The organism is Paraburkholderia sp. SIMBA_027 (assembly GCF_046535315.1).
Taxonomy (GTDB): domain Bacteria; phylum Pseudomonadota; class Gammaproteobacteria; order Burkholderiales; family Burkholderiaceae; genus Paraburkholderia; species Paraburkholderia tropica.
Map to the genome: position 1 here is coordinate 149,406 of NZ_JAWRWY010000010.1, position 17,552 is coordinate 166,957.

16 protein-coding genes are annotated in these 17,552 nt (G+C 63.4%); 6 read left to right on the forward strand and 10 right to left on the reverse strand.

The genetic code is table 11. From position 1 onward, the window contains the following. Positions 1–183: 183 nt before the first annotated feature. The 10 genes from SB764_RS19995 to SB764_RS20040 form a co-directional block, all read right to left on the reverse strand. Complete coding sequence (locus SB764_RS19995; protein WP_244144321.1) at positions 184–1,677, reverse strand: metal-dependent hydrolase family protein; 1,494 nt, start codon at positions 1,675–1,677, stop codon at positions 184–186. Between the two features lie 552 nt (positions 1,678–2,229). Next, the gene (locus SB764_RS20000; RefSeq protein WP_111475076.1) at positions 2,230–2,448 is read right to left on the reverse strand and encodes a hypothetical protein; all 219 of its coding nucleotides are present in this window, start codon (positions 2,446–2,448) and stop codon (positions 2,230–2,232) included. A gap of 63 nt (positions 2,449–2,511) precedes the next feature. Next, a complete protein-coding gene (locus tag SB764_RS20005) occupies positions 2,512–3,507 on the reverse strand; it encodes a hypothetical protein (protein ID WP_321941904.1) in 996 nt (331 codons plus the stop codon). A gap of 25 nt (positions 3,508–3,532) precedes the next feature. Continuing rightward, entirely contained in the window at positions 3,533–4,690 is a 1,158-nt protein-coding gene (locus tag SB764_RS20010; protein WP_410864522.1) for a mandelate racemase/muconate lactonizing enzyme family protein, read from the reverse strand. A gap of 71 nt (positions 4,691–4,761) precedes the next feature. After that, the gene (locus tag SB764_RS20015) at positions 4,762–5,514 is read right to left on the reverse strand and encodes an SDR family NAD(P)-dependent oxidoreductase (RefSeq protein ID WP_110326280.1); all 753 of its coding nucleotides are present in this window, start codon (positions 5,512–5,514) and stop codon (positions 4,762–4,764) included. Positions 5,515–5,586: 72 nt separating this feature from the next. Beyond that, the gene (locus tag SB764_RS20020) at positions 5,587–7,278 is read right to left on the reverse strand and encodes a GMC family oxidoreductase (protein ID WP_410864525.1); all 1,692 of its coding nucleotides are present in this window, start codon (positions 7,276–7,278) and stop codon (positions 5,587–5,589) included. Between the two features lie 73 nt (positions 7,279–7,351). Beyond that, positions 7,352–8,347, reverse strand: coding sequence for an ABC transporter permease (locus tag SB764_RS20025; protein WP_410864527.1), 996 nt, complete (start codon positions 8,345–8,347; stop codon positions 7,352–7,354). 3 nt (positions 8,348–8,350) lie between these two features. Beyond that, positions 8,351–9,289 carry an ABC transporter permease gene (locus SB764_RS20030; protein ID WP_110326274.1) on the reverse strand — a complete coding sequence of 313 codons (939 nt, stop codon included), beginning with the start codon at positions 9,287–9,289 and terminating at the stop codon, positions 8,351–8,353. Next, a complete protein-coding gene (locus SB764_RS20035; protein WP_074984990.1) occupies positions 9,286–10,809 on the reverse strand; it encodes a sugar ABC transporter ATP-binding protein in 1,524 nt (507 codons plus the stop codon). The genes SB764_RS20030 and SB764_RS20035 overlap by 4 nt, the downstream gene beginning before the upstream one ends. 19 nt (positions 10,810–10,828) lie before the next feature. Further along, positions 10,829–11,905 carry an ABC transporter substrate-binding protein gene (locus SB764_RS20040; protein ID WP_065059094.1) on the reverse strand — a complete coding sequence of 359 codons (1,077 nt, stop codon included), beginning with the start codon at positions 11,903–11,905 and terminating at the stop codon, positions 10,829–10,831. A gap of 151 nt (positions 11,906–12,056) precedes the next feature. On the opposite strand from SB764_RS20040, the gene SB764_RS20045 reads away from it, so the two are divergent. The 6 genes from SB764_RS20045 to SB764_RS20070 all read left to right on the forward strand — a co-directional run bounded on the left by SB764_RS20045 (position 12,057) and on the right by SB764_RS20070 (position 17,542). Beyond that, complete coding sequence (locus SB764_RS20045; RefSeq protein WP_065059095.1) at positions 12,057–12,746, forward strand: GntR family transcriptional regulator; 690 nt, start codon at positions 12,057–12,059, stop codon at positions 12,744–12,746. Between the two features lie 79 nt (positions 12,747–12,825). After that, a complete protein-coding gene (locus SB764_RS20050) occupies positions 12,826–13,926 on the forward strand; it encodes a lactonase family protein (protein ID WP_065059096.1) in 1,101 nt (366 codons plus the stop codon). 4 nt (positions 13,927–13,930) lie between these two features. Continuing rightward, on the forward strand, positions 13,931–14,842 hold the full coding sequence (locus SB764_RS20055; protein ID WP_410864530.1) for an NAD-dependent epimerase/dehydratase family protein: 912 nt from the start codon (positions 13,931–13,933) through the stop codon (positions 14,840–14,842). 15 nt (positions 14,843–14,857) lie between these two features. Beyond that, positions 14,858–16,120 (forward strand): alpha-hydroxy acid oxidase, encoded by a 1,263-nt coding sequence (locus tag SB764_RS20060; protein WP_074984984.1) that lies wholly within the window; start codon positions 14,858–14,860, stop codon positions 16,118–16,120. A gap of 66 nt (positions 16,121–16,186) precedes the next feature. Continuing rightward, positions 16,187–16,714 (forward strand): 2,4'-dihydroxyacetophenone dioxygenase family protein, encoded by a 528-nt coding sequence (locus tag SB764_RS20065; protein WP_065059099.1) that lies wholly within the window; start codon positions 16,187–16,189, stop codon positions 16,712–16,714. Between the two features lie 99 nt (positions 16,715–16,813). Then, complete coding sequence (locus tag SB764_RS20070) at positions 16,814–17,542, forward strand: SDR family NAD(P)-dependent oxidoreductase (protein ID WP_065059100.1); 729 nt, start codon at positions 16,814–16,816, stop codon at positions 17,540–17,542. The last annotated feature ends 10 nt before the right edge of the window (positions 17,543–17,552 follow it).

Genomic DNA, 17,552 nt, shown 5'->3' on the forward strand with positions numbered 1-17,552 from the left:
GACAGCAGCGCCAACACCTTTGCGCCAACGAAATCGATGGGCGGCAAGCGGCGTCGAGAAAAGTACCCGGCGTGACGTGCGGCGCTCGCAACGGCGCCGTACGCGCCGATCTTTTCAAATAGCGCTTGATTGCAGGCACGAAACCGGCAAAGTGCCACGAAAAGCAGTGGCACGGAGCAGCAGTCACGACTGCATGGCGTCCTTATAAATGAGTCCGTCTTTCATGATCATTTTCAGGTTCCGGTCCGGATCCGCTAGAAGGGCGATGTTTTGAAGCGGATCGCCATCGACGACAAGAAGATCGGCCCACGCCCCGGGTTCAAGCACCCCGAGCCTCGCCGGATACGGATTGCGCTTCCCCGACATGGCGAGCAACTCGCCGTTCGTTGACGTCGCCATGCGCAGCGCCTGCGAACCGGAATACCAGCGGGTGAGGTGCCCGATCATGGTTCCCTGGCGCGTCGCGAGGGCCTGTGAAAAAATCAGGTCCGTTCCGAATGCGACCTTGAGTCCGTGCTTGCGCGCGAGCTTGTACGTATTGTCCGTCCCCGCGGTGACTTCCATGAATTTTTCTCTGCCCGACGGGGGCAATGGGGCCACGTCTTCTTCGGTCAGGAAGGGCTGGGTGCTCAACCAGGTCCCGTTCTTCGCCATGGCTTCGGCGGTCCTGTCATCGATGAGATGGCCGTGCTCGATGCATTGAACGCCGGCGGCAAGCGATCGTTGCACGGCTTCGGGCGTGTAGGCATGCACGAGCACGTATGTTCCCCAGTCCGCTGCCGTTTCAACAGCCGCTCGCAGTTGCGGTTCGGTGAACGTCAGCATGTCGAGCGGGCTGCGCGGCGTGGACACGCCACCGCATCCCACCAGCTTGATCTGCGTGGCGCCCTGCATGAACTGCTCGCGCACGCGCAAACGGACTTCGTCTGCCGTATCGGCAATCGCGCTGCCGCCTGTTCTCTCCACCGCGCTGATCTGGCCAGTCGTGCGCGGTATGTCGGTGAGGAGGCGGAAATCTCCGTGCCCACCCGTCGTGGTGATCATCGCGCCGGACGGGTAGATGCGCGGGCCGCTGATCAGGCCCGTGTCGATGGCTTGCTTGAGCGCGAAAGCGGGCCCGCCCGCATCGCGGACAGTCGTGAAGCCTCGCAACAGGGTGCGCTGAGCTTCGGCGCCGGCAGCGAGGAACAGGAAGCTCATGTCCGCCTGCAGGATGGTCTGGATGGGGACCGCGGCAAGCAAGGAGTGCCAGTGCATGTCGATGAGCCCCGGCATGATCACCTTGCCCGCGCAGTCCACCGTCCTGGCCGAGCTGGATGCCGGCGGCTGGCCTCTTTCGAGCTTCGAAATCCGTTTTCCCTCAACGATAAGATACATCCCGTCGACGAGCGAAGCAGACTTGCCGTCGAACAGCCGGAAGTTCGTGAAGGTAGTGACAGGCGATGAGGCCGGCGGGCTGGCGTTGCCCTGCGCCAGTGCGAATTCGGGCACAACGGTAACGAGCATTGCCGCGGCCATGTCCGCCAGGAAACCACGTCGCGCCAGATCCGCGCCGATGCGCCGGTTCGCATACTGCGCCAGTGCCTTGTTGCAAAAGCAGGAGTACGGCAGGTTTGCAGTCGTTACACCGCGAAACTTTCCTGATGGCATGGCCATGCCCTCCTGAGTCGTCTTCACGGACCAGAGCCAGATCGTCGAGTCGTGCCGATGCGCCGTCTACACAATCTGCTCGCGCGTTACGGCGCATGTTACGACACATTCTTTGCGCGTCGCGAATGCGTGTCCGGCGTTTCAGTGTGGCGTGCTTGGCGGTCGCATTTCTGGCGCACCGGTTAGCCGGGCAAGATGCGCCGATATTCGCACGACATTGCCAGTCTGAAATCTCTCTCTGACGCCGCAAACGTGAACACCCGCGGCTGATGGGGGCAAGCCAGGCAAATTCGTAAAGTCAGATTCCCGGCCGCCTTTGGTGCCGAGACTCTGAGCCAGCGGTGTTTTCTTCGTCGATGGTTACCTTCTAAAGGCGCATCATTTTCTCTCAGATTCTATTTTTTTCACTGCCTCGAGCATCGGTTGATGCTTCGAGTCGAAAATAGCGCAGTTAAATAACAATTTCAAATCTTTGTTCGCAGATTTAAATCGCAAACGTTTGCCTTTCTGCTTCGGCGCGAAAATTAACCGTTTTGCATTAAAAGTCACTGGGGCGGCGAGACCTCGATTCGTCGCCGGTTAAAGGGCGCTGATGACCGGATCGCCAAGGTCATCACATTCATTCGTTTTCACGGAGATCGCGGCGCTTTGCTCTACGACCTGTTCAACAGCCGGGCCATGCTGCGGTTGACCCAGCACCACCGCTGCGAACCCATCGGCGAACAGCGCATTGAATACATCAACGTGCCGACCCAGACGTGATGTCGCGGTTTGCGTGACAGTTTCTTCGTAATCCATATTATCTGGTCCCGGCAAATGATACGAGGACGAATCAGCGGCTTGCGACTCAGGCGAATCAAATCAGTAAGCAGCGGCCGACAACCGATAGCGGATAATTCGCGGCGTGCCAGCCGTGAAGGCAAATCCTGTCCGGCTCGCGAGCGGATGGTCGGCTGAAGGCGTCACAACTCTGCCCAGATCGAAGAAGCCGCTCACGGGCTCCACGCCCAGCGCGAAATTACGGCTGGCCCAAGGCGCGTAATTGCGGCCGCCGTTACTGATCCAGAGCACGGCGTCCGGAAAATCGTCCGTGTTCCAGTCGAGCTTGACTTCCGCTCGGTCAACGGGGTAACGCAGCACGAAGGGCGGTTGGCAAGCCTCCAGCTGCACGAGCTCCTCGGTTTGCTGCGGTAACGGCAGACGCGATACATCGAACGATCCCTCGCAGGTGTCCAGCTTCGTCAGCGAATCGAAACGCCGATTGCGCAGAATCTGCGAAAACTCCGGCTCGATGGCGACCGGATACGTATGGACGGCGCGATACGGGCATGCCAGCACCTCGACACCTTCCGGGGGCACCGCGAAAGTCGGATGGAGGGCGAATGGCAGCGTCACGTCACGCCGCACATGGACCGTCAGGGTGACGGTCAAGGACGCTTCGTGCGGGTGCGCTTCGACGAGCCGTTCGAGATAGTCGATCGCGCTTTCAGGCGGATAGTCGATGCGTAGCTTGATCGCGTGCGCCGTCTGCTCGACGCATCGCCACATATGATTCGAGCTGTAGCCGTGCCGCCATTCGTCGTCGGCCACCTTGGACGCGAAGCCTTCCGGAAGACCGGGCGGCGCGTCGGTCGTCCCGAACGGCAGGCAAGGCCACTCGCCGCGCAGCGCGCGCAGGAGGCCGGGCCACTCCGGATCGTCTCCCCACGGCGCGACATGCAGCGGCGAGACGCTGCGTCCCGCGCCCAGTTCGAATCGCACCGGCGCGAGCATGCCGCCGAGGGCTTGGACCGTCGCCACGCCGTGCGGCCACTTCAAGGTCCAGCGTTCGTTGTCCAGCGTCGTTGCGTCTTCCACGTTCGTCTCCTCGCACAGAGCGTTTTCAATGCCCGATGCGGATCGCGGTCTTGTCGAAGAACGCCCGATCCAGTTCGAAGCCGAGGCCGGGTCGGTCGGGCGCATCGAGCCATCCGTTTCGCTGTTCGAGAGGCTGCGTGACCAGTGCCGTTCTGAACGGATGCGATGACGTATCGTATTCGAACAGCGGTTGATCGGCGTACAGCGCATAGTGCGTGTCCGGCGTCGCGGCGATCATGTGCAGCGAAGCGTACTGCCCGACGGCGGTGCCCCAAACGTGCGGATTGACCTTCACGCCGTGAACCTGCGCGAGCGCGTTGATATGCCTGAGCGCGGTGAAGCCGCCGGCGAGACAGATATCGGGCTGCGCGATATCGACTGCGCCGGCCGCGAACAGATCGTGAAATCCATACATCGAAAACTCGGCTTCGCCGCCGGCGATCGGCGTGTCGATCGCATCGCGCACGCGGCGATAGCCCGCGAGATCTTCGGGAACGACCGGCTCTTCGAGCCAGCGCAGACGCATCGCGTCGAGCGCCCGCCCGAGACGGATCGCTTCGTTCGCACTGTATGCGTGATTGACGTCGACCATGAGCTGCGTCTCGGGCGCCAGCGTGTCGCGTATGGCGTGCATGACCGCGATATCGTCATTCAGACCGAAGCCCAGTTTGACCTTCATGATCGAGAAGCCGGCGCTTTCGTGACGCTTCGCTTCGGCGGCCATCGCGGCGGATTGCCCTTGTCCCTCGGGGCGGAAAAAGCCGGTCGCGTAGCACTGCACACGTTGGCGGAACGCGCCGCCCAGCAGTTGCCATACGGGTTGGTTCGCCACCTTGCCACAGATGTCCCACAGCGCGATATCGACTGCGCTGATGGCGCCCAGCACAACGCCTTTACGGCCAAAGTCGCGCGTGCGGACATACATGTTGTTCCAGAGCACTTCGGTGTCGAGCGGATTCTTTCCGAGCAGCAGCGGCTTGAGCGCGCTTTCGATCACGGTCGCCGCGATTTCGGGCGGTTGCAGGCCGACGCTGAACGTTTCGCCCCAGCCTTCGATGCCGTCGGTGGTGCGGATCCGCACGACGGTGGTTGAGCGGCCCGTCACCCATCCTTGCGAATAGGCGAACGGTTTGTCCAGTGCGGTCTTGAGCACATAGGTGTCGACGCTTTCGATTTTCAACATGAGTGACCTTCCTTGCAATGCATTCGATAAATGGCGCAGCGTCTTGTTGCCGATGGTTTTCGTCGATGCGCTCAACCGACGACATAACCGCCGTCGACGGCCAGCGTGGCGCCCGTGATGTAACGCGAAGCGGGCGTCGACAGAAAGATCGCCGCGCCGACGAGGTCGTCGGCTTCGCCCCAGCGCTTGAGCGCGGTCCGGTCGGCAATCTTCGTCGCGGCGTGCGGTTCGCTCCATAGCCCGTGCGTCATGGCGGTGCGGTGATAGCCGGGCGCGATGGCGTTCACGCGCACGCCGTCGCGCCCATGCCGGTGCGCCAGCGCGCGCGTCAAGCCGAGAATGCCGCTCTTGCTGGCGCAATAGGCGGGGACTTCCTCGTCGGCGAGATAACTGAGCATCGAGGCGATATTGATGATCGTGCCTTGCGAGCGCTTCAGGAGCGACATCATGGCGCTCGACAGGCGCATCGCGCTGACGAGGTTGATGTCCATGACGTTCAGGAATGTCGCGTCGTCGTATTCGTCGCCGGGCCGCGAAATGCCCTGAGAATTGACGAGAATATCGAGGCGTTCGAATCGTTCGGCAAATGCGGTAATCGACGCCGGCGAAGTCACATTCAGGCTGTCGAATTCGAGCCGGTCGGTGGCGTGTTCCCGTTTGAGTTGCGCGATTTTTTCGGCGGAGCTGCCGGTCGCCGTCACGCGTGCACCGAGGCCCGCCAGGCCGCGAGAAATTTCCAGACCGATGCCACTCGTTCCGCCCGAAACCAGCGCGGTCTTGCCGGCCAGCAAATCGGGCGCGAAGCAGGAGAGAATATCGTTCATAACGTATTTACACCTTAGGGATCCTGATCATAGGGAAGCGATCGAACGTAGGGTGTCGATCGACGCAACCGTTTAAAGCGCGGGCATCAGCGCGGCGTCGGCGGGCGTGCTCCGGCATGCGGGGAGTGCGCCGGGCAGCGTCTCGCCCATCATCAGCGCCACGCCGCGATCGGCGACGGCGTAAGTCGTGGCCACCGTGTTGCCGCTGATGATGGTGGGCCACGACGACGTGTCGAACACGCGCAGGCCCGCGATGTCGCGCACCGTCATGTCGTTGCGCAAGACGGCCATCGGGTCGTTGTCCGCGCCCATGCGCGCCGTGCCCGCCGGGTGATAGACGGTCTTGACGGTGCGTCTGCAATGCTCGGCCAGGGCTGCGTCCGAGGCCGCGCAAGCGTGCGTGACGGCCTGTTCGTCGGGCAGCACGATCCGGTCGACCATCGCGGCGAGCGGACCTTCGCGCATGATTTGCGCGGCGCGGCGCAGTCCTGCAATCGACAGGCGCAGGTCGTCGGGATGCTCGAGATAGTTGGGATAGACGATAGGCGTGGCGCTCGGGTCGGACGTTTGCAGCGTGACCCGGCCACGGCTTTTCGGGCGCATCACGCAACTGTTGAGCGTAAAGCCGTAGGCCGCCTTGGTCGACGTCACGTCCGGGTCGAGATAGACGGTCGGCAGGCAGAACATCTGGATCGACGGCGCGCCGGATGTATCGTCGGGATTGAAGAATGCACCGGCTTCCACGGCGTTCGACGCAACGGGGCCGCTGCGGAACGCGAGATATTGCAGGCCGTTGCGAATCTGGTTCCAGCCGCGGTCCTGACCGAAATAGCCTTGCCGCCCGTTGCAGAATGCGACCACAGGCACTTCATGATGGTCCTGGAGATTTTCTCCCACGCCTGGCAGATCCGCGATCACCGGAATGTTCAGGCGCGCAAGCGCATTGGCCGGGCCGATGCCGGACAGCATCAGCAGCTTGGGCGTCACGAGCGCGCCCGCGGTGAGCACGATCTGATCCGCGAATAGCTGTTCGCGCTGCGTCCCGCTTTGAATTTCTATGCCCTTCGCCACGTTCTGCTCGATCAGAATGCGCGTGACCTGTGCGCCGGTGCGGATCGTCAGGCGTGCATCGTTCATGACCGGCGCGAGGAACGCGTCGACGCCGCTGCACCGGCGTCCCTGAAACGTGGTGGTCTGATAGAAGCCCGTTCCCCGCTGCGTGCCGCTGTTGAAGTCCGGGTTATAGGGCAGGCCGTTCTGTTGCGCCGCGAGCACGAAGGCGCGCGACACGTCGCTCAGATTGGCGCCATCGGAAACCTTCAGCGGGCCGTTCACGCCGTGCGCGGCATTGTTGAAAGTCGAGTTGCCTTCGAGCCGGATGAAATGCGGCAGCAAGGCCTGATAGCGCCACGACTCGTCGCCGGTGAGGGAGACCCAGTCGTCGTAGTCGCGCGCCTGACCGCGAATGTAGACCATCGCGTTGACCGAGCTGCCGCCGCCGAGCACCTTGCCTTGCGGGATCGACGGTTGACGGTCGTTCAGATGCGGATGTTTCGCGCTGCGGTGGAACGTCATGTAGTCGTGATTCGACAGCAGTTTGACGAATCCCGCGGGCATGTGGATGAGCGGATTGCGATCAGGTGCGCCCGCTTCGACGAGCAGCACGCGCGCGCCATGGTCGCGCACGAGCCGGCCCGCCGTCAGGCATCCCGCCGCGCCCGCGCCGATGACGATGAAATCGTAGTGTGTCGTTGCCTTAGCCATGAATGAAACCCTGGAACTGTTCTGTGATTCAGCCGCCGGCCGGCGCGATTGCCAGGCCGGCGGGGCCGGGCGTTCAGCGGCGTGTTTGCCGCGCCACGCCCGCGAGAATCGCCGCGCCCGCAATCGCAAGGCCTTGAACGATGAGCTTGCCCGACTCGCCCGCGCCGTACGCGTTGAGCACGTTGAACAGCAGCGTCAGCGCGAAGGCAGCCGCGCCGGGGCCGATGAGTCCGCCGCGTCCGCCGCCGAAGGTGATGCCGCCGAGAATCACGCCGGCAATCGAGTTCATCACCACATCCGCGCCGACGCTGGTCGTGCTCACGCCCACATAGCCCGAGAGCAGGAGGCCGCCGCCCGCGGCGAGCAGCCCGGCCGCGACGTGCGAGGCAATGAACACGCCTTCCACCGGCAGCCCGGAAAGCGCTGCCGCCGCCGGATTGCTGCCGACCGCTTTCAGCAGACGCCCGAACACCATGAGGCGCAGCGGAATGGCAAGCAGCACCAGCACGGCGACCCAGAGCACGGTCGCGACCGGCACGATGCCGATCTTCGCGCTGCCGAGCATTTGCACGGAGTCGGGCACCGAGCCGGGACTGCTGCCCGAACTCAGGAACAACACGGTGCCGGTGAGAATCGATGCCATCGCCAGCGTGGCGATGACGGCGGACGCGCGGAACTGCGTGATCAGCAAACCGTTCACGAGGCCGACGAGCGCGCCGACGGCGAGCGCACCGGCGATCAGCATGGGCGCCGACAGCTCGTTGAGCGGTGCCGAGGTGATCAGATAGTTGGTGAGGACGAACACGCCGCCGATCGACAGGTCGATCGAGCGGCAGCGCATCACGATCATCTGCGCGGCCACGGCGAGCCCGAGCGGGGCGGCTTGCCGCGCGATGACCATCTGGAACGGCCATTGCAGCAGGACCGGCCTGAAGAACAGGCAGAACAGGAGCAGCGCGACGAGCACGACAATCGACGGCGGCACCACGTTGACGAACTGGCGCACATTGAAGCGCGGCGCCGCGCGCAGAGACAGGTTTCCGGTCTCGGAAGCGTGTTGAGCAGGCATGATTTAGATCCCGATTTCTTTGCGGCGACGCAGGCATACCGCGAACAGAAGCAGCGTCCCGTTGACGACCGAGAGCAGGAAGGGATTGATCTGAACGATATTCATCCCGTTGCCGACGATGCCGAGCAGCAGCGCGCCGAAGATCGTGCCGAGCGGGCCGCCGACGCCGCCGCTCAGCTGCGTGCCGCCCAGTGCGACGGCCGCGACGGAGTCGAGTCCGTAAGACGCGCCGACCCACGGATCGCCCGACGAAATGCGTCCCGCGAGGAAGATGCCGGCGACCGCCGCGAACAGCGCGCAGAGCACATAAGCGGCAATCGTCGTGCGCGCGACGCCCACGCCGGCCAGCGCTGCGTTGTCCGCGCCGCCGCCCACGGAATAGAGATGCAGCCCGAAGCGCGAGCGATGCAGCAGCGACCACGCGATCCACGCGGCCAGCGCGACCCAGAGAACGGCGACCGGCACGCCCATCACCGAGTTGCCGACCGCGGCGGAGATCGGCGCCCAGATGCTGCCGCCGGGCGAAGGCTGAACCAGCAGCACGATGCCTTGCAGGATCGTACCGGTCGACAGCGTCATGATGATCGGGTGCACGCGAAAGCGCGTCACGCCGATGCCGTTCACGACGCCGACCAGCGCCGCGCTCGCAACCGTGAGCGCGATCGCGAGCGCGGGCGAGCCGGTCGTGGCGAGGATGCAGGTCGAGAGGCTCATGACCACGCCCACCGAGAGATCGAGGCCGCCGGTCAGAATCGGCAGCGTCTGTCCGAGCGCGACCACCAGCAGCGGCGTCGCCTGAACGATCAGGTTGGCGAGATTCTGCGGCGTGCGGAAACTGCTGAACGACGCGCCCAGCGCGACCACGGCGACCAGCAAAAGCAGTCCCGATACGTATTGGCCGCCGTTACGGTCCGCGCGCCGCGATGCGAGGCGATTGATCATGCTGCGACTCCTGCGGGTTGGACGGTGCGGGCGACGGCGGCCTGAAGGATGTCTTCCTCCGTCGCGTCCTTCGCGTCGATTTCCTTCACGATGCGATGGTCGGACACCACCAGGACGCGATCGGCGAGGCCGATCACTTCGGGCAATTCGCGCGATGTGAAGAGTACTGACCCGCCGCGCGCGCAGAACGTGCGCAAGGCGTTGTAGATCTCCACCTTCGCCCCGACGTCGACGCCGCGCGTCGGCTCCTCGATGAGCAGCACCTCCGCGTCGATCGCGAGCCAGCGCCCCAGCATGACCTTTTGCTGATTGCCGCCCGACAGGTTCACGACGGCCAGCGCGTGACTGGCGGCGCGAATCCGCAAGTCGTCGGACAGGCGCTTGACGAGCGCCGAGAGCGGCCGCGCGAAGGCCCACGGCAGGCGGCGCTGATGCACGCCGAGCGTGAGGTTGTCGCGAATCGGCTGATCGAGATACAGGCCTTCGCCTTTGCGGTCTTCGGGCATGAACGCGAAGCCGTTCGCGAGCGCGCGGCGGGCGCTCGCACGCGGACGCAAGCGCGTCGACGCGCCCGAGCGGCGATGCAGTTCGAGCGTGCCCGTGCAGCCTTTCACGACGCCGGCCAGCGCGCGAACGAGGTCGCGCTGACCTTGCCCTTCAAGACCGCCGAGCGCGACGATTTCGCCGCGCCGCACGGTGAAGTCCACGCCCAAGCGGCCCGGCGCCGTGCTCAGGCCGCTCACGCGCAGCGCGACGTCGTCGCGCGTTGCGGCGCGCGGCGGGTAGAGATGTTCGACGTCGCGGCCCACCATCAGCGAAAGCAGGCGGTCGGGGTTCAGGTCGGCGGTGGCGTACGAACCCACGAGCTTGCCGTCCTTGAGCACGGTCGCCGTGTCGCAGAGGTCGAAGATCTCGCGCATGCGGTGCGAAATGTAGAAGATGCACTTGCCCTGGTCGCGCAGCTTCAGCAGTAGCGACTCGATGCGCTCGACGTCCTTCGTATTGAGCGCGGCAGTCGGTTCGTCGAAGATGAAAACATCGGCGTTGACCGCAAGGCCCTTGGCGATCTCGACCGACTGCTGCTCCGCCACGGTCAGCGAGCCGACGAGGCGGCGCGGGTTGATCTGCAAACCGATGTAGCCGAGCGCGGCCCGCGCCTCTTCTTCCATGCGCCGCCGATCCACGCTATACAGCCCGCGCTTCGGTTCGCGGCCCAGAAACATCGTTTCCGCGACCGTGAGATTGGCGACCAGCGAGAACTCCTGAAACACGGTCGAGATGCCCGCATTCAGCGCGTCGAGCGGCGAGGAAAACTTCACCGGCTTGCCGCGCAGAAAAACCTGTCCTTCGGTGGGCGCGACCACGCCGGCGATGATTTTCATCAGCGTCGACTTGCCCGCGCCGTTTTCGCCCGTGACGGCGTGGATCGAACCGGCGCGGCCGGTGATGCCGACATTCACGAGCGACGGCACACCGTCGTACAGCTTGGTGATGTGCGTCGCTGCGACTAAGGTATCCATGCGAATGACTCCCGCTTGACTACTTCGAGCCGTAGTACTTTTTGAGGTCGGCTGCGGAGAGCGCGCTTGGCGCCCAGTAGTTGTCGTTCAGGTCGGGCCGGTAGAACTGCGCGAAATTGGCCTTGGTGATCGGCGCCGGGCGCAATACGTAGTGCTTGTGCAGCGATTCGCCGCTGAGCAACGCAACGGCGGCGCGAATGCCCGCCGCGCCCTGTTCGGACGGGAAGACGGCAGCCGTGGCGTTCGCGCCGCTGTCCTTCCATGCGCGCATGAAGCCGTTATTGCCTTCGCCGGTGATGGGCGGAACGGGCTTGCCGAATTCCTTGAACACTTCGATGCACGCACGGCTCATGTCGCCGCCGGAGGACCAGATGCCATCGGGGTTAGGATTACTGAGCATCAAGGACTCGCAAACCTGCTTGCCCTTGTTGTAAGACCAGTCTCCATATTGCTCGGAAGCGATCTTGATGTTCGATCCCGCGAGCGCCTTGCGCAGACCTTCGTAGCGCATGGTGTCGGCAGCGATGCCCGCCTGGCCGCGCAGCACCCAGATATTGCCCTTGCCGTGCAGCGTGTCGACGAGGAATTTGCCGCCGACCTCGCCGAAGTACAGCGCCTCGCCCTGAATTTCGGTGGTATACGCGTCGGTTTCGATTTCCGTCGAATGCACGATCACGGGAATGCCCGCGGCGACGGCCTTCTTGATCACGGGCGTCAGCGCCGTATAGGACACCGGCGCGACGATGATCGCATCTACCTTCTGCGCAATCATGTCCTCGATGTCGGCGATCTGCTTGGCGGGCTTGGAATTGGCGTCGGCGAAAATGATCTTGCCGATTTCCTTGTGTTTCGCGGCTTCCGCGTCGGTCTCGTGGACCATCTGCGTCATCCAGGTGTTGCCGAAACCCCAGATGCTGAAACCGATGCGCCACGGCGGCGCTTTCTTGAACTGGTTCGGCGCGCTCAGCGGATTGTTGCCTTCGCGTACGATGGCCCCCGGCATCAAAACGGGCTCGGCTGCATGAGCGGCGACGCCCGCGAGGGCAAGCGCGGCCGCGACGATAGCGCGGCTGAACGAAGTTTTTCGTTGTTTCATGGATGTCTCTCTCCAGGTTGTCCTGCGTCTTATGTGTTCTGTGCGCTGCTTGGCAGCGTTCTTCGTGTAGTGTAATATGTCACATGTTAGATGTTGATGTCAACGACATCTGCGACGGCTCATCGCAACCGAATCGAAAGGAGCAGTGCAAATGAATCGCGTGTTTACGCCCATCACGCATACCCATCTGACCGATCAGGTGTACGACGCGGTGCGGGCCCGCATCCTGAGCCGCGCTATCAAGATCGATGAGCAGATCAACGTGGAAGAGGTCGCCGCCGAGCTGCAGGTCAGCCGCACGCCGGTGGTCGACGCCATCAAGCGGCTCGCGACCGATGGCCTCGTCGAAGTGCGGGCGCGGCGCGGCACGTTCGTCAAGGGCATCACCGAGCAGGATGCGAACGAGATCTTTCAGGTGCGCGAGGCGCTCGAACTGTTCGCGGCTTACCAGGTGATTCACAGCCCGGAAAGCGCGGCGGTGACGGCGCGCATGCAGTCGCTGATCGAGGAGATGAGCGGCTTCATGTCGAACGACGAGTTCCGCGACTACACGGCGTTTTCCGTCGCCGATGCGGGATTCCACAACGCATTGATCGACGCGTGCGCGAATCAGCGCCTGAAGACCAGCTACGAAAATCTCAACATCTATATGCACATCATGCGCAGCCATTTTTATCGGCCGCTCGTGCCGCCTCGTCGCGTGCATACGGAGCACCTCGCGATTCTCGAAGCGGTCGTGGCGAAAGACGACGCGGCGGCGGCGCGCGCCATCCGTCAGCATCTGGCTTCGACGCGCGAAAAGATGATCAACAACATTCGCAACAGCGGCGGCGTGTTGTAGGCGGCAGCACGCCTGTTCCGCGCACCGGCCAGAAGAAGCCGGGCAGCGGGACTGCCGGTTCGCCGGAAACGAATAAAACATGGAGACAAACGTGAACAAGGACGCGGGCAGTACGTGCACGCTGGCGGTGGGCACTTATACCTTGCCCATGCCGCATGTGGAGGGCAAGGGCGCAGGCATTTATCTGCTGGATTTCGACGCATCGACTGGCCGCTTGAGCGAACGCGCGGTCGAGCGCGCGGCGAATCCGTCGTATCTCACGCTATCGAAGGATGGCCGCCGCCTGTATGCGGTTCGCGAAGTGAACGCCGAGGACGGCCCAGGCGTGAGCACGTATGAAGTCGATGCGGCCGGTCGCTCGCTCACACTGCTCGGCGATCTGTCGACGCCGGGCGCGTGGCCGTGTCACGTGGCCGTGGACGAAGAACTGGCCTTGCTGCTCGCATCGAATTATCTGAGCGGCGAAGTGCTCGCCTACAGGCTCGATGCGAATGGCGTGCCGGCGGGCGAGCCGGTCGTGCTCGAACGTGAAGGCAGCGGCCCGAACGCCGCGCGTCAGGAGGCGCCGCATGCTCATTGCGCGGTGTTCAGTCCGGACCGTCGCCATCTGTATCTGGCCGATCTCGGCGTCGATGGCGTCGTGCGCCATGCGCTCGACGCAAGCAAGGTCATCAAGACGCCGGACCGGTTTCTCGATGCCGCGCCCGGCGCCGGTCCGCGTCATCTCGTGTTCACGGCGTCCGGCAAGCATCTGCTCGCCAACTACGAACTCGCGTCGACCGTGCGGATGTACCGGCTCGCGGACCACGCCGCAGAACTCGTCTGCGAAGTGTCCAGCCTGCCCGAAGACTTCGGCGGCGAAAGCGGAGCGGGCGGCATGCGGCTGCATCCCTCGGGCAAATTCGTCTACGTGGGCAATCGCGGACATGACTCGATCTTTTGCGCGCGTATCGACGAGGCCGCGGGCACGCTCACGCCGGTCGGCAACTGGAGTCTGGGCGGGCGCACGCCCCGCGATCTGGCGATCTCACCCGACGGAAAGTATCTACTGGCTGCCGCGCAGGATGACGGTTTCATCCGCGTGTATGCGATCGATGCGCAGACGGGTGCCTTGAACGACACCGGCTACACCTATCCGATTCCCACCGCAGTGTGCCTCGAATTTATCCAGGGAGAATGACACCGTGAATCACACTATGCCCCGCAAGATCATGGTCACGGGTGCCGGCGGCAACCTCGGACAGAAAGTGGTCGAAGCGCTCACGCGCGCCGACTGGTGCGAGCAGGTCATCGGCATCGACCGCAGCGGCGACTATTCGAAGTTCTCGGAGCACGCGCGCAAGCGTCTGCGGCTGGTGCGCGGCGACCTCACGCAACGCGCCGGCGAATGGACCGAGGCGATGAACGAGGTGCACGCGGTCATCCACTTTGCCGCCTTGAATCCCGTTCCGGATTCGTCGTGGCTGGAGTCCATGGCGTCCTACGACATGACGCAAAATCTGTTGATGGAGTGCGTGCGCGCCGGCGTTGGACGTTTCGTGTTCGCGTCGTCGAATCATACGATGGGCGCGTACAAGGACGATCCGCTGGCGCAACAGATGGGGCCGGGGCGCTTGACGACCCGGATCGCCACGGCGCCCGGCACGCGCTGGCACGACGGCAAGCGCGAATTGCATTCGCTCGCGTACGGCACCGCAAAAGTCATGGGCGAAAAACTTTGCGCCTCCATTGCTGAGTTGTCCGAAGGACGTTTGAGCACGGTGTCGATACGGGTCGGCTGGGCGCTGACCGGCGATAACAATGCGCGCGACATCACGCATTCCGGCTCGCCCGCTTCGACCTCGGATACGACCGAGCTGGACGAAGCGGCGCGTCGCACGCTGCGGTGGTTCCGCAACATGTGGCTGTCCAATCGCGATCTCGACCAGTTGTTCATTCGCTCGGTGCTCGCGCCCAGCGACGAATGGCCGGCACCGGCCATCATCGTGAATGGCGTGTCGAATAACGCGGGCATGGATTGGGATTTGAGCGATGCCATCCGCTATCTCGGCTATCAGCCGGAAGACGACGCGTATCTGCACGTCGAGCGGACATGACGGAATCGCGTGCCCATGACCATCTCCAATATTGAGGATCTGCGTCGGCAGGCACGGCGCAAGTTGCCACGCATGTTCTTCGACTATATCGACGGCGGTGCGTTTTCAGAACGCACGCTGGCGAGCAACACCGAAGACTTCGATGAGTGGACGCTCGAGCAGCGTGTGCTCGTCGATCTTTCGAAACGCGATCTGTCGAGCGACATCCTCGGCGCGCGCTACTCGATGCCCGCGATGCTCGCCCCTGTGGGATTCGCCGGATCGTTCTGGCCGAACGGCGAGGTGCAGGCGGCGAGGGCGGCGACACAAGCCGATATCCCGATGTGTTTGTCGACTTTTTCGATTAACTCGATCGAGGAGGTCGGCGCGGTGATGCCGCGCGGTCTCGCGATGCAGTTGTATGTCTTCAAGGATCGCGAGCTGGCAACCGAAATTGTCCAGCGCGCCTGGCAGGTTGGCGTGACCACGCTGTTCCTGACCGCCGACACCAACGTGTCTTCCGTTCGGGAACGCGATACGCGCAACGGATTTCGCACCGCTTCGTCGCTGAAACTCGGCACCGTACTCGATCTGCTGTCGCGGCCCGCTTGGTGTCTGCGCATGGGGCTGAACGGCAGGCTGACGCTCGGCAACGTGAAGGGCAAGGCCGGGGTGCCGCGCAGCCTGATGGCGCAGGCCGCTTACCTGTCCGGCAACGTGGACCCTGGCATGAACTGGGCCGATCTCGCGTGGCTGCGCGAGCAATGGCCAGGCAAGCTGGTGGTGAAGGGCGTGCTGTCCGTCGAGGATGCGAGCCGCGCGCTCGATGGCGGCGCGGATGGCGTCTGCGTGTCCAATCACGGTGGACGTCAACTCGATGGCGCGCGCTCGTCGATTTCCGTGCTGCCGGACATTGCACGGTTTGTCGCCGGGCGCGCGGAGGTGTTGCTCGACAGCGGCATTCGGCGCGGCAGTCATATCGTCAAGGCAATCGGCCTGGGCGCGGACGCCGTGCTGCTCGGACGCGCCTATGCCTACGGACTCGGCGCGGCCGGGCGCAAGGGCGTGAGCCAGGCGATCGAATTGCTGCGCACGGAAACCGAATTGACGCTTGCCCTGATGGGCATGCGGTCGATCGACGAGCTGCGCGCCAATCGCGATGCCGTGCGTCATCGCAGCCATCACGCTGGACAGGCGGGCGCCGTTGCCGGGGCGCTGATCGACACACTCCCGCGCAAATTCACCCCCTCGAAGTCTGAACGCGATACCTGCCATGCCGACAAAGGCGCGACGCTGTAAAGCGGCGTCGGCTTATCGAATGTCGGCGCTTGATTGTCCCCGAAAAAGCCACAACGGAGCACTACCATGCCGGAAATCATCGAGAAGTATTCCCCCATGATGCCGTACCAGTTGCCATTTCCCAAGGAGGCCCAGAAAGAGGTCGTCGTGCCCTTCGCCATCCCCGACGACGAGCGCGTATGGGTGCCGCAGGCGGAGAACGTCTCGTTTCGTCCGCTCTGCCTGAACGCCTCGCAGGGTTACTGGATGAACCTGCTGCGCGTGCGCAAGTCGGGCGTGCTGAGCCGCCATCGCCATCCGCAGGGCGTGCACGGCATGGTGTTGAAGGGGCGCTGGAAGTATCTGGAGCACGAGTGGACCGCCACCGAAGGCAGCTACGTCTACGAGCCGCCGGGCGAGACCCATACGCTCTACGTGCCGGACGACGTTGAAGAAATGATTACCTATTTTCAGGTGAATGGCGTGATGTTCTATTGCGATCCTTACGGCAATTACACCGGCTACGAAGACGTCTTTACGAAGATCGATATGTGCAGAAAGCACTATGCTTCGGTCGGTCTGGGTGAGGACTACGTCGATCAATTCATTCGCTGATCGGCTTATTTCGAACGTCGCTACACGATTCTATTCAAAACGCGTAGTAGTGCAAATAATGTCGATTTAAAACCAGACCCCCTTGATTCCGGAACTCATATGACGTTCAAAGAAGGACTGCTCGAAGGAAAAGTCGCGCTGGTGACAGGTGGACGAACCGGTATCGGCGCCGCGATCGCCAACGGCCTTGCGCAACTCGGTGCAAAGGTTTTCGCGGCGGGATTGCCGCCGCCCGCCGATACGGCCGACACGCTCGCCAGGACGGTCGAACAGGTCACGCTGGATGTGTGTTCGACCGACGAGGTGAATGCGGTGCTCGGCCGCTTCGAGCGTCTGGATATCGTGGTGAATTGTGCCGGCGTGATCCGGCGCGGCGACGAACACCAGGTCGAGGTATTCGAAAAGGTTCTCGACATCAACCTGAACGGCACCATGCGGGTGTGCGCGGCCGCGCGCGCGTTGCTCAAGCAATCGTCGGGCTGCATTGTCAATACGGCGTCGATGCTGAGCTTTTTCGGCGGCGGTCTCGTGCCCGCCTATAGCGCGAGCAAGGGCGCGGTCGCGCAATTGACCAAGTCGCTGGCGATTGCTTATGCGGCGGACGGCATTCGCGTCAATGCCGTCGCGCCCGGCTGGATCGCCACGCCGCTGACCCAGGCGCTGCAAAACGACGATAGCCGCTCGCAGGCCATTCTCGGCAGAACGCCGCTTGCTCGCTGGGGTTCGCCCGACGAAGTGGCTCAGGTCGCACTGTTTCTCTGTACGCCCGCCGCGTCGTTCATGACGGCGGCGATCGTGGCCGTCGACGGCGGCTATCTCGCGGCATAGCGTCGATGCA